This is a genomic window from Gilvimarinus sp. 1_MG-2023, assembly GCF_030548285.1.
On sequence record NZ_JAUOSC010000007.1, the window covers coordinates 15,766 to 28,641 of the forward strand.

At 47.7% G+C, this 12,876-nt stretch carries 14 protein-coding genes; 3 read left to right on the forward strand and 11 right to left on the reverse strand.

Going from position 1 to position 12,876, the window contains the following annotated elements:
* Position 1 precedes the first annotated feature (1 nt).
* The 11 genes from atpG to mnmG all read right to left on the reverse strand — a co-directional run bounded on the left by atpG (position 2) and on the right by mnmG (position 10,004).
* A complete protein-coding gene (gene atpG / locus Q4563_RS09625) occupies positions 2 to 865 on the reverse strand; it encodes a F0F1 ATP synthase subunit gamma (RefSeq protein ID WP_215974678.1) in 864 nt (287 codons plus the stop codon).
* 53 nt (positions 866 to 918) lie between these two features.
* Entirely contained in the window at positions 919 to 2,463 is a 1,545-nt protein-coding gene (gene atpA, locus Q4563_RS09630; protein WP_215974679.1) for a F0F1 ATP synthase subunit alpha, read from the reverse strand.
* A 16-nt stretch (positions 2,464 to 2,479) separates the two neighbouring features.
* Complete coding sequence (locus tag Q4563_RS09635) at positions 2,480 to 3,016, reverse strand: F0F1 ATP synthase subunit delta (protein WP_303604378.1); 537 nt, start codon at positions 3,014 to 3,016, stop codon at positions 2,480 to 2,482.
* Between the two features lie 12 nt (positions 3,017 to 3,028).
* Positions 3,029 to 3,499, reverse strand: a complete 471-nt coding sequence (locus tag Q4563_RS09640; RefSeq protein WP_215974681.1) for a F0F1 ATP synthase subunit B — start codon at positions 3,497 to 3,499, stop codon at positions 3,029 to 3,031.
* A 49-nt stretch (positions 3,500 to 3,548) separates the two neighbouring features.
* On the reverse strand, positions 3,549 to 3,785 hold the full coding sequence (gene atpE / locus Q4563_RS09645; RefSeq protein ID WP_020208604.1) for a F0F1 ATP synthase subunit C: 237 nt from the start codon (positions 3,783 to 3,785) through the stop codon (positions 3,549 to 3,551).
* Positions 3,786 to 3,839: 54 nt separating this feature from the next.
* Positions 3,840 to 4,784, reverse strand: coding sequence for a F0F1 ATP synthase subunit A (gene atpB / locus Q4563_RS09650; protein ID WP_215974682.1), 945 nt, complete (start codon positions 4,782 to 4,784; stop codon positions 3,840 to 3,842).
* Between the two features lie 48 nt (positions 4,785 to 4,832).
* Positions 4,833 to 5,267: an ATP synthase subunit I gene (locus Q4563_RS09655; RefSeq protein ID WP_303604379.1), complete on the reverse strand. Its 435-nt coding sequence runs from the start codon at positions 5,265 to 5,267 to the stop codon at positions 4,833 to 4,835.
* 303 nt (positions 5,268 to 5,570) lie between these two features.
* Positions 5,571 to 6,482 carry a ParB/RepB/Spo0J family partition protein gene (locus tag Q4563_RS09660; RefSeq protein ID WP_215974684.1) on the reverse strand — a complete coding sequence of 304 codons (912 nt, stop codon included), beginning with the start codon at positions 6,480 to 6,482 and terminating at the stop codon, positions 5,571 to 5,573.
* A gap of 27 nt (positions 6,483 to 6,509) precedes the next feature.
* Positions 6,510 to 7,316, reverse strand: coding sequence for a ParA family protein (locus Q4563_RS09665; protein WP_215974685.1), 807 nt, complete (start codon positions 7,314 to 7,316; stop codon positions 6,510 to 6,512).
* 148 nt (positions 7,317 to 7,464) lie between these two features.
* Positions 7,465 to 8,109, reverse strand: coding sequence for a 16S rRNA (guanine(527)-N(7))-methyltransferase RsmG (rsmG, locus tag Q4563_RS09670; protein ID WP_303604380.1), 645 nt, complete (start codon positions 8,107 to 8,109; stop codon positions 7,465 to 7,467).
* Positions 8,109 to 10,004 (reverse strand): tRNA uridine-5-carboxymethylaminomethyl(34) synthesis enzyme MnmG, encoded by a 1,896-nt coding sequence (mnmG, locus tag Q4563_RS09675; protein ID WP_303604381.1) that lies wholly within the window; start codon positions 10,002 to 10,004, stop codon positions 8,109 to 8,111. The genes rsmG and mnmG overlap by 1 nt, the downstream gene beginning before the upstream one ends.
* Before the next feature lie 622 nt (positions 10,005 to 10,626).
* Between mnmG and Q4563_RS09680 the strand changes: the two genes are divergently transcribed.
* The 3 genes from Q4563_RS09680 (at position 10,627) to Q4563_RS09690 (ending at position 12,823) form a co-directional block, all read left to right on the forward strand.
* Positions 10,627 to 11,490 carry a fructosamine kinase family protein gene (locus tag Q4563_RS09680; protein WP_303604382.1) on the forward strand — a complete coding sequence of 288 codons (864 nt, stop codon included), beginning with the start codon at positions 10,627 to 10,629 and terminating at the stop codon, positions 11,488 to 11,490.
* Positions 11,491 to 11,561: 71 nt separating this feature from the next.
* Positions 11,562 to 12,185 carry a signal peptidase I gene (gene lepB, locus Q4563_RS09685; RefSeq protein WP_215974689.1) on the forward strand — a complete coding sequence of 208 codons (624 nt, stop codon included), beginning with the start codon at positions 11,562 to 11,564 and terminating at the stop codon, positions 12,183 to 12,185.
* A gap of 125 nt (positions 12,186 to 12,310) precedes the next feature.
* Entirely contained in the window at positions 12,311 to 12,823 is a 513-nt protein-coding gene (locus Q4563_RS09690; protein ID WP_215974690.1) for a helix-turn-helix domain-containing protein, read from the forward strand.
* Positions 12,824 to 12,876 lie beyond the last annotated feature (53 nt).

The following is a 12,876-nucleotide window of genomic DNA, read 5'->3' on the forward strand; positions in this document are numbered from 1 at the left end:
TTTAAGAAATCGCCGCTGCACCGCTCACAATTTCTGACAATTCCTGAGTAATTGCCGCCTGACGAGCTTTGTTGTAGACAAGCTGCAGACCGTCAATAAGGTCACCGGCATTATCGGTGGCGCTTTTCATAGCGATCATACGAGCGGCTTGCTCACAAGCTCCGTTTTCTACGACAGCCTGGTAAACCTGTGACTCGATATAACGGGTCAGCAGGCCTTCAAGCAACTGTTCAGCATCCGGCTCATACAAGTAGTCCCAGTGATGCTGCAGCTCTTCGTCTTGTTTTGGCTCAAGTGGTAACAGCTGCGCTACACCAGGGTCTTGTGTCATGGTGTTCACAAACTCGTTGCTCACCAGGTACAACTTATCGATACCCTCATTAGAATAGGCATCGAGCATAACCTTGACTGAACCAATCAAATCAGCAACGCTTGGTGCTTCACCAATGTCGCGAGTGCTTGCCAGCACACTGCCGCCAAAACGATTGAAAAACGCCTGCGATTTCGCACCGATTAAACACAAGTCTACGCCCACACCCTGTTCAGAATAGCTTTGCATTTTCTTCAATGCTGCTTTGAACAGGTTAACATTCAGGCCGCCACACAAACCGCGATCTGTGGAAACGACGATGAAGCCCACGCGTTTAACATCGCGCTGCTGCATAAAACGGTGTTTGTATTCGGGGTTGGCGTTTGCCAGATGTCCGATCACCGAGCGCATACGGGTAGCGTAAGGTTTACCTTTTTGCATGCGTTCTTGAGCTTTACGCATTTTACTGGCGGCGACCATTTCCATCGCGCTGGTAATTTTTTGCGTGCTCTTAATGCTCGAAATCTGTGTGCGTATTTCTTTTGCGCCTGCCATTAATCCGGCCCTCGAGATTTCTTAACGGTGGTGCGCAAAGCGCACCACTGAACTTACCAAGTTTGGCTAGATTTAAACTTCTCAACCAATGCTTTGAATTGCTCTTCCAAATCGCTGTTCCAATCACCGGTATCGTTGATTTGTTTAATCAACTCACCGTGTTCGGCATCAGCGTAAGACAGAAGGGCAGCTTCAAAATCCAAAATCTTATTGGTTTCGATGTCTTGCAAATAACCTTCGTTGGCGCAGTAAAGTACCAAGCCCATTTGCGCAATGCTCATGGGTGAGTATTGCTTTTGCTTCATCAGCTCGGTAACACGCTCACCGTGATCCAACTGGGCTTTAGTCGCGTCATCCAGATCAGAAGCAAACTGAGCAAAGGCCGCCAATTCGCGGTACTGAGCCAGTGCGGTACGAATACCACCAGAGAGCTTTTTGATAATCTTGCTTTGCGCCGAACCACCCACACGAGATACCGAAATACCGGCGTTCATCGCAGGGCGAATGCCCGAGTTGAACATGTCTGCTTCGAGGAAAATCTGACCATCGGTAATCGAGATTACGTTAGTCGGTACGAATGCAGAAACGTCACCACCCTGGGTTTCAATAATTGGCAGAGCGGTCAAAGAACCGGTTTTGCCTTTTACTTCACCATTGGTTTGTTTCTCAACGTACTCGGCGTTTACACGAGCGGCACGCTCTAGCAGACGTGAGTGCAAGTAGAAAACATCCCCTGGGTAGGCTTCACGGCCCGGTGGGCGACGCAAAAGCAAAGAGATTTGACGGTAGGCCCAAGCTTGCTTGGTCAAATCATCGTAAATAATCAGGGCATCTTCACCGCGGTCGCGGTAGTACTCACCGATGGTACAACCGGCGAATGCAGCCAGGTACTGCATAGACGCTGGGTCTGATGCGGTAGCGGCAACCACTACGGTGTGTTCCATGGCGCCGTGCTCTTCTAGCTTACGCACTACGCTGGCAATCGAGGAAGCTTTTTGCCCGATCGCTACATAAACACATTTAATACCAGAGTCTTTCTGGTTGATAATGGCGTCAACAGCAATGGCAGATTTACCAATCTGACGGTCACCAATGATCAGCTCGCGCTGGCCGCGACCGATTGGTACCATTGAGTCAACGGCCTTTAAACCAATCTGTACTGGCTCATCAACCGATTGACGCCAAATTACGCCCGGTGCTACTTTTTCAATAGCGTCGGTTTGCTTGGCATCGATTGGGCCTTTTCCATCGATGGCATTACCCAAAGCGTCAACGACACGACCTTCGAGTTCAGGACCCACCGGCACTTCAAGAATACGGCCAGTACATTTACAGGTTTGACCTTCGGCAATGCCGAAGTAGTCACCCAGAATAACGGCACCGACAGAGTCCTGCTCGAGGTTAAGTGCCATACCAAACATGCCACCTTCGAACTCGATCATTTCCCCGTACATAACATCCATCAAACCGTGGATGCGTACAATACCGTCTGATACAGAGACAACCGTACCTTCGTTACGGGCCTCAGAAGACACATCGAGGTTATCGATGCGCTGTTTGATAATTTCGCTAATCTCGGATGGATTCAGCTGCTGCATGCTTTTTTCCTCAATCCTACGAATTGATTGCTTTGGCGAGTTTTTCTAACCGACCGCGCATGGAGCCGTCGATCACCAAGTCACCAGCTTTAATGACCACACCACCGAGTAATTGTTGATCGGTGATAGTGGACACTTTTACCTTACGCTCCAGTTTCGCACTGAGCGCGTCGGCCAGTTTTTGCTGGCTGGCATCGTCCAGTTCAAATGCTGTTGTCAACTCAACGTCAACGGCCTGCTCTTGGGCGGTTTTCAGCGCATCGAAAAGGGTGAATACTTCGGGCAACAAAGCCAAACGCTTATTGTCCGCCAGTAGCTGAACAAAGTTTTGGACTTTTTCGCTCAGCTGTTCACCGCAGACTTCAATCAGAGCGGTGGCTTGATCAGCGGGAGTCATACCTGGTGAGGCAACAATTTCTTTTGCCTTACCGTACTCGCTAACCAATGCCAGTGTTTTCAGTTGCGTTGCCCAACCCGCAAGATCGCTATGGTCGCGGGCGAATGTAAAAGCCGCTTTTGCATAGGGTCTTGCTAGGGTAGTCAATTCAGCCACAATTCACCTCACTTACAAACTGGCAGCCAGTTTGTCGATCATGTCTTTGTGAGCCGCTTGATCGACAGAAGACTCGAGCACTTTCTCAGCACCGGCAAACGCCAAGACAGAGACTTGTGAACGCAGCTGTTCTTTCGCGCGATTCATTTCTTGCTCAACTTCAGCTTGAGCGGCCGCTTTAATACGGTCTGCTTCAGTGCGAGCTTGCTCTTTCGCTTCATCGACGACTTGCGCTGCACGCTTATTGGCAGACTCCAGAATACCGGCAGCCTCAACCTTAGCTTCACGCAAGGTTTTAGTTGCTTTTTCCTGAGCCAGTTCCAAATCTTTGCTGGCGCGATCAGCGGCGGCCAGACCGTCAGCAATTTTCTTCTGACGCTCCAGCATAGCCGCAGTAATAAACGGCCATACATACTTCATGCAAATAAGCACAAAGACAATGAACGTTATGGACTGTCCAATGATGGTTAAATTAATGTTCACGCCGACACCTCGGTTATGGGAAGTTTCTGTGCGTTAATTCGGTTTTAGCTTACGCCAAACCTGGAACAGTAACGAACAGAATGTACATAGCGATACCCACACCGATCATTGGTACGGCGTCAAGCAGACCAGCGATCAAGAACATTTTGCCTTGCAGCATTGGAGCCAATTCTGGCTGACGGGCAGAACCTTCAAGCAGTTTGCCACCCAAAATGGCGAAACCAATAGCGGTACCCAGAGCGCCCAGACCAATCAACAGTGCAACAGCAATCAGTGCTAAACCCATGGTAAATCTCCTCGATTTAAGTATGTAAAAGTAAATTAAAAAAAGGTGTATATTTTAATGATTAAACTGATCTTCATCATCGTTATGGAACGCCATAGCCATATACACAATGGTCAGCACCATAAAGACAAACGCTTGCAGTGTAATCACGATAATATGGAACAGCGCCCAACCTAATTGCAACACACCGGCGAACAGGCCAAGAATCAAGCCGGCACCAAACATGGTGGCAATCAGAATGAAGATCATTTCACCCGCATAGAGGTTACCGAACAAACGCAGGCCCAATGAGATAGGGCGGGCGAGTAGGGTGACTGACTCAAGCGCGAAATTAATAACAATAATAACCGGTGCCAACACAATCGCCGGCCCTTTGGTGGGCGGGTGGAAAGGGTGGAAGGTCAATTCTTTAACAAAGCCCACAAAACCTTTCTCTTTGATGCTAAACAACACCATCAGAAAGAAAACGGTAAAGCCCATACCCAGGGTAACGTTGGGGTCGGTAGTTGGCACAATCTTAAAGTAGAAGTGGGGGTCGCCGGCAATCCAGGCTGCCAACTGCGGAATAATGTCCACAGGAATCAAATCCATCAGGTTCATCAAGAAAACCCAAACGAAAATAGTCAGAGCCAAGGGCGCAACAAAACGGCTTTTGTACTGAAAACCATCTTTTACGGTTTTATCAATAAATTCGATGATGGCTTCAATAAAATTGAGCATACCAGTGGGGACACCCGCGTGTGCTTTGCTAGCACCCCAGCGAAATAGTGCTAAAAAGATAACACCTAGGCCAATTGACCAAAGCATTGAATCAAGGTGAATCGCATTGAACCCCATAGCCGACATTTCTTCTGAACAGTGTGCAACTGTCCAGCCGGTGGATTCTTGAACACTTTTACCATCGCAATAGGTACCGGCAGGCAATTTGCCATAGGTCCAGTTGGTTAAGTGGTGCTGGATATACTCGGTGGTGGTTGGTGCGCTACCTTCCGCGGCCATCTGTAATCTCTCAACTGTTAATTCACATTTTAAATTGAGCGGAACTTTTTATGGTTTACCGCTCATTCGGTGGTGGCGCAAAACTTTAGCGGTCACCACCAACTGTACTACCTGGGCCAGAATGTAGGCACCGATAAAAACCGGCACACTGAAATCCACATCCCGGGTAAACACCGCCGCAAACAATACGGCAGTGAGTGTAAATTTCGCTGCTTCTGCTCCGTAGAGACGATTAACACTCGCGTAGACACTGGAGGCGCCGTTGATACGTCTGGCATACCAAGCAAATACAATTGCCGGCACCAAACATACGGTAAAACCCCACAGTAAAGACATCCCCCAACGCGGCTGCCAGAGTAGAGCCGGAAAACTGATACACAGGGTAATTACCCACAATCGCATCAAGTGCTTATAAACCGGTAATCTGGCTAGCTCAGCTGTCTGTCGGCGTGCCCCAAGCATCGATTCTTTATCGTTTGCCACTGCGATGGTGTCCTGCAATTTGGCAAATCTGTCGATTTACGCCGTATATTTACGTCTGCTTACAGATCAGCTGCAAAGCCGCAGCATTATAGGGGGTTTCCAGAGTGCCTTTCAACAGTGCAATCGTTAAATTCGCTCAGTTAGGGTCAATTGTGAACCTAATAGTGGGTAAAGACTGCAAAACAAGCCTTAACACTCCTTAACTGGCATGACCAATACCTGTGGATATTATTTTTTTGACCCAAAATAGGGCGGCGGTTATACCAAACCAAACACCTAGAGCACTTTTTACTTGGTTAATTTTTATTTTATATGGGACAAAATACCATCCAGCTCGTCAAGATTATTGTAGCTGATGACTAATTTACCCTTCCCTTTGGCTGAGTGCTGAATAGCGACACCGGCCCCCAGAGTTTCCGACAACTCATTTTGCAGCCGCTTAATATCCGCCGACTCTTGTGGTTTTGCGCCAATGGTTCCTTTGTTTTGTTCTTCTTGGATTTTTCGCACTAAAGCTTCAGCCTGACGCACAGTCATACCTTTGCCCACAATTTGCCTAGCCACTTGACGCTGCTGATCGGCCGTTAGGGACAACAGGGCACGCGCATGGCCCATTTCTAAGTCACCGTGTTCGAGTAATTTTTTCACTTCTTCATCGAGGGCAATCAGGCGCAACAGGTTAGTCACCGTGGTGCGCGACTTACCCACCGCCTGAGCCACTTCCAGATGGGTGAGTTCGAATTCATCTTGTAGGCGCTTGAGGGCGACCGCTTCTTCGATAGGGTTAAGGTCTTCACGCTGAATATTTTCAATCAGCGCCATAGCAATGGCAGCTTCATCCGGCACATCGCGCACCACCGCCGGTATTTTGTCGAGCCCCGCCTGTTGGGTTGCACGCCAGCGTCGCTCACCGGCTATAATTTCGTACTTGTCCTCACTGATGGGGCGCACAATGATCGGCTGCATAACACCCTGTGCCTTGATCGAGTCGGCCAACTCTTCTAAAGCTTCTGGATGCATATCTCGCCGCGGCTGGTATTTACCACGCTGAATCAAATCCACTGGCAGTTGCATTAATTTGCCATCTGCCGGAGTGGGGGCTGGGGTTTGTTCTGCCGTTGAATCCCCTACAGGTACATCGGCCGGAGGAATATTAACCCCAGCACCCAATAGTGCGTCTAAGCCTTTGCCCAAACCTTTACGTTTTCCAGCCATGGTTCTACCTGTGTTCGACTAAATGCGCTATTGCGCCAATTCGGGGTTCAAGGGGACGCTACCAGCGCCTAGTTCGTTGCGGCGAATCAACTCGCCGGCCAGCGCCAAGTAGGCGATAGCCCCTTTGGACTGACGATCGTACACCAATACCGGCTGGCCATAACTGGGAGCCTCAGCAAGGCGTACATTACGTGGAATGCATGTGCGATAAACCCTGTCGCCAAAGTGTTCGTGTAATTGCGCCGACACATCATTGGTCAAACTGTTACGCGGGTCGTACATTGTGCGCAAAATACCCTCAATGCGCAGCTTTGGATTGAGCAGGTCATGTATTTGATTGATAGTACCAATCAGAGCAGACAACCCTTCCAGCGCGTAGTATTCACATTGCATGGTGATGATCACACCATCACAGGCTGCCAACGCGTTGAGTGTCAGCATATTGAGTGACGGCGGGCAATCAATCAAAATATAATCGTAATTACTCTTCACTTGCTCAAGTGCCCGACTAAGGCGGCGCTCTTTGTTCGGCAGTGACAGCATTTCAACTTCGGCGGCGGTTAAATCACCATTTGCAGGAAGGACGTGATACTTGCCCTCTTCGGATACCACCAGACAATCGGCCATTTGCGCCCGGTCGGTTAGCACATCGTAAACAGTTTCTTCCAACTCGGATTTATCCACGCCACTGCCCATAGTCGCATTGCCTTGTGGGTCGAGATCCACCAGCAATACTCGCTTTTTGGTTGCAACCAAAGAGGCGGCCAAGTTCACACAAGTGGTGGTTTTTCCCACTCCACCTTTTTGATTGGCTATGGCGTAAATTTTAGTCAAGTTGTTATCCTTCTTCTGGTGACAAGACCTGCGGTCTACCACTCTGGAGTCGGTGCTATTGGGGGTTGGCGACACCCGCCCCACTAAACGAGCCGTCTATTGTGTGGCAGATATGGACATCGGGCAAGCGCCACAGACAATTGCGAGCTTATTCAGGCTTTACCGGACGTTTGTTGATCACCAATAAATGTCTCTGCCCAGCCTCACCGGGTACGGATAGGGGAATATTCTGCTTCAATTCAAAATCCGGCTGGATATCCAGCAGTTCCTGCTCAGGGTAGATCCCCTTCATTGCGTAAAAGCAACCATCATCGGCCAGCAAATGTTGGCACCAGTGGGTCATATCAGACAAACTGGCAAAAGCCCGGCTTACCACACCTTGGTATTTTTCATGGCTCTGGTGTGATTCAACCCGGCAGTTTTCCACCTCAACCCAATCCAAACCCAGCAGTGTTTTTACATGAAACAAAAAGCGTGTTTTTTTGCCATTACTATCGAGCAAAGTTAATGGTTGGTTGGGCCGACATATCGCCATCACCATACCGGGCAAACCACCACCGGTGCCTACATCAATAAACCTTCCATCCGGCAAGTGGGGTAGTATCGCCAGCGAGTCCAACAAATGGCGACTCACCATCTGATCAATATTGCGAACCGCCGACAAGTTATACGCTTTATTCCAACGCGAAAATTCTTGCAAGTATTGCAGTAATACTTCGATTGTATCCGGAGCTAAAGTCAATGAAAGGGATTTCACCCCTTGTTCAAGTTGTGCGCGCAAAGACAATGCCATTACACGGCCTCTGCTTTAGCGCGCCCCAACAAGCCGCGTTTTTTCATATACACCAAGAGTAATGAAACCGCCGCCGGTGTCACACCGGGTATGCGTTGTGCGCGCGCTAATGTTTCAGGCTTGGCTTCGGATAATTTTTGTTTTACTTCATTCGACAAACCATCGACCGCATTAAAATCAAACGCGTCTGGAAAGCGTGTATTTTCATAAGCTCGCAATCGATCAATATCTTCTTGTTGACGCGAAATATAACCCGAATATTTTGCGTCGATTTCAATTTGTTCGGCTACCGCTTCACTGACATTGACCTCGCCTTTTAGATTGGCAATATCGGTGTAATTTAATTCTGGCCGTTTTAATAAATCAAATAAACTGTATTCACGGGTCAGTGGACTTTTCACTTTTCCAGCTAATTCATCCGCTTGTGGTGTGCCGGCTTGAACCCAGGTATCTTTTAATCGGGCGCGCTCTACTTCAACCGCTTCGCGTTTTTCGCAGTAATCTTGCCACTGCGACTCGCCCACTAACCCCATTTGATAACCTTGTTCGGTTAATCGTTCATCGGCGTTATCTTCGCGCAACAACAACCGGTACTCGGCACGGCTGGTAAACATACGATAGGGTTCACTGGTACCTAATGTGATTAAATCATCCACCAACACACCAAGATACGCTTGATCACGGCGCGGACTCCAGGCATCCAATTCGCGAGCGCGTCGCGCCGCATTTAACCCAGCCAACAAACCTTGCGCGCCGGCCTCTTCGTAACCGGTTGTGCCGTTAATTTGACCCGCAAAATACAAGCCTCCAATCACTTTTGTTTCCAGCGAGTATTTTAAATCTTGCGGGTTAAAGTAATCGTACTCGATGGCATAACCTGGACGCATTATATGTGCGTTTTCAAAACCTTTGATAGAACGCACTAAATTCATTTGCACATCGAACGGCAAACTGGTGGATATACCGTTGGGGTACAATTCGTGAGTCGTTAGACCTTCCGGCTCAATAAAAACCTGATGGCTCGGCTTGTCGGCAAAGCGATGGATTTTATCTTCAATGGATGGGCAGTACCTCGGCCCCACACCTTCAATGACACCCGAATACATCGGTGATCGGTCTAAACCACCTCGAATAATCTCATGGGTTTTTTCATTGGTGTGGGTAATCCAACAACAAACTTGCTTTGGCTGCATTGCGCGATTACCGCGTACTGACATCACCGGGCGAGGCTCATCCCCCCACTGTTCCTGTAATTCAGAAAAGTCGACCGATTTGGCATCGATTCGCGGCGGGGTACCGGTTTTTAACCGGTCAACTCGTAGCGGGTATTCACGCAAACGCTGAGACAATGCCTGTGCAGGTGGATCACCGGCGCGACCGCCTGAGTGATTCTGCATACCAATATGGATGACCCCACCTAGAAAAGTTCCCGCGGTCAGCACCACTTGGTTAGCGAAAAACCGCAAGCCCATCTGAGTGATAACCCCACGCACTTCATCGGACTCAACAATCAAATCATCGACCGCTTGTTGGAATATCCAGAGGTTGGGTTGGTTTTCTAAGGTTTCCCGAATAGCTGCTTTGTACAGTACACGATCGGCTTGAGCGCGAGTAGCGCGAACCGCAGGGCCTTTGCGAGCATTTAAAACCCGGAATTGAATCCCCCCAGCATCGGTTGCCAACCCCATGGCACCACCGAGTGCATCAATCTCTTTTACCAGGTGGCTTTTGCCAATTCCCCCGATAGCTGGATTACACGACATTTGGCCCAGCGTCTCGATGTTATGGGACAGCAATAGGGTTTTTGCCCCCATGCGAGCAGCAGCCAGGCACGCCTCTGTGCCGGCGTGACCACCGCCAATCACAATAACGTCAAAACGATCCGGGTAATTCATTCAGGCCTCAAGGCTACCAAGGAAAAAAGGGCGAGCATTATATAGTGAAGTTGGACTGTATAAAACATGTTCAATACTTAATCTTTAAAATCTAGTTATACAGATAAATATTTAATAATGAATATATATATAAATATGTATTAAAGATTAATACTGTTGTTACTAATGGTAAGGCGGTTTTCTGTTTATAACCGTAATTTATCCTTTTAAAACAATGATTTATTGTGATTACAACTGGGTCTTAAAACTGCCTGTAAACTGGCAGAGAGCTCTTGATAAGCTATGGATGGAATAGCCAGTTATCCCCAGAATTTTTAAAACTCGAGTTATCCCCATTTTCATCATCAAGTTAATCAGTCTTAATACACAGGGTTATGGCCAATTCTGATTACTTAACAGGCAAAAAACACTTGAAAACAGTAACTTATGGGATAAACCTGTGAACAATTGTGGATAACCTTCGTAAGTTAGTGCTTTTAGGTGCTTGGCGCTGTGGGTAACCTTGTCCACTTCTGTGAATAAAACGCGTTTTTGAACTTTTGGGCGTGTTTATCCCTTGCAATTGAGAGTTGTTCTCAAGTGTATAATTTTTCAAATTCATTAATGCGTTATAGGTGGGTGTGTGAATCTTGCACTATGGGGTCAAATTAACGTCAGGTTTTTTGCCGGTCAGCTGCAATTAGATACGGTAGAGATGATCGCTGGTGGCGATATTTGCCAAAGTTACAGAGTCTCCGATGCCTTGTTGCGGATGTATTTTATTAAGATACACGTCAATCAGAAGCTTCTCGGGGCTGAACATCATAATTTACAGACTCTCCAGGCAGCATCGATCAGAACTCCTAAAGTATTGGGTTGCTTGTCATTTGAGACATTTGCGGTCTTGATTATGGAGTATTTATCCTTATCCGACAGTGGCGATGAGTACCTATTGGGGCAATCGCTGGCCCAGCTTCACACCTTACTAGCACCGGATACAATGTATGGTTTTGATGAGGATAACTTCATCGGACATAACCCTCAGTACAACAGTCAAAGTCCTAATTGGGAGCAATTTTGGTGGAGCCAGCGACTTGAGCCGCAGTTATTAATGGCTCAAGGCTCGGGGTTTTCGCCTGTCTCTATTGCAAGGATTCGCGAGTGTACACACGCACTTTTGGCTGATCACCAGCCGGCACCTTCTTTATTGCACGGGGATTTGTGGTCGGGTAACAAAGCATTTTTAGCCAATGGTGAGCCGGTATTGTTTGATCCCGCTACCTATTATGGTGATCGAGAGACGGATCTAGCGTTTACCCATGTGTTTGGCGGATTTAATGCTGAGTTTTACCGAGGTTATCACCACCGTTGGCCATTACCAGCGGGGGCCAATCAACGCCAATCGCTGTATAACCTTTACCATCTACTTAACCACTACAATTTATTCGGTAGTGGTTACGTCTCTTCGGTTTATGCGGAATTGGAACGCTTGGGTTTACAAGCCTGACCACCGTGTGAAACTTAACAGCCGGGATAAGACTCTAACGTTTTTTATCGGCTTGGTTAAGAAGATTGTTTATGGATGATTCATTTCAGCGAGTAGGTTTTATTCGACGCAACGCAAGGTTTATACTTTTTGTTTTGGGTTTGGCTATTTTTCGGACCGCGGTGGCCGATTGGAATTACGTACCCTCAGGTTCAATGGAACCAACGCTTTATCCAGGGGATGTGTTGGTTGTAAACAAGCTTGCCTACGGCCCTTCTATTCCTTTTACTCGTTCGCGCTTACTGGCATTGGGACAACCAGACAGGGGTGATGTCATTACCTTTTTCCCCTCACATACAAAAGATTGTTTAGTAAAACGCGTTATCGGTGTTCCCGGAGACAAATTACGTATTCAAGGTAATCAGGTTTGGATTAACAATAAGCTTGTGTCTATTGAACAGGCACAGGGGCAGTATTGGGAGCTACTACCAGGTTCTCGTCATTTAATAGATCCGACAGGTGATCAGCCTATTTTAGAAGGCGAATTGCTCATTGCTGAGGGCAAATATTTTGTTATGGGTGATAATCGCGGTAACAGCCTCGATTCGCGCTTCTGGGGGCTGGTAGACGAGAGTCAGGTTATTGGGAAGGTGGTGGCGGTGGGTTTAAATTTGGGGGATCATTTCACTCAGCGAATGGTTCATGGAGTTTTGTAAGTTATTGTTTTTATTATGTTGTCGCCCTTATGTCAGGTAAATGACGTGGATTTGTCCGGTCTTTTTTAACAATACTAAAGGTGTGCCATAAACGCAGCACACCTCAGTACATTACGGAGCAAGGAATGAACGCTCGGAAATTAAGATTAGTGAAAGGCTGGTCTCAGGAACAGTTAGCCGAAATGGCTGGTGTCAGTATTCGGACGATTCAGCGTATTGAAAGAGGGCAGCCACCTTCTTTAGAGACGCGCAATGCACTTGCTGCGGTGTTTGAGGTTGATATCAGTGAGTGGCCTTTGGAGGGCATCGATATGAACACAACATCTACCGCAACTAATGAAACAGCAATAAATCACGAAGACTCGAAAGCGGAAGCGCTAAAAGAGCAAAAAGCGATGGAGTATGTCAGAGACGTTAAAGCGTTTTACTCAAATTTGGCATCGTATCTGTTAATTATCCCCTTTTTGGTTTTTGTAAATCTAACCACCTCGCCTGGCTATATATGGGTGTTTTGGCCCGCCATCGGTTGGGGTATCGGCCTGGCTTTACATGCCCTAAATGTGTTCGAGGTGTTTAACTTTTTTGGCTCCGATTGGGAGCGAAAACAAGTTGAGAAACGATTGGGGAGAAAGTTGTAGAGTAAGTCGCTAGAGGTCTGATGTCGGACGCTGTGGACAGACCTCAGACCTCA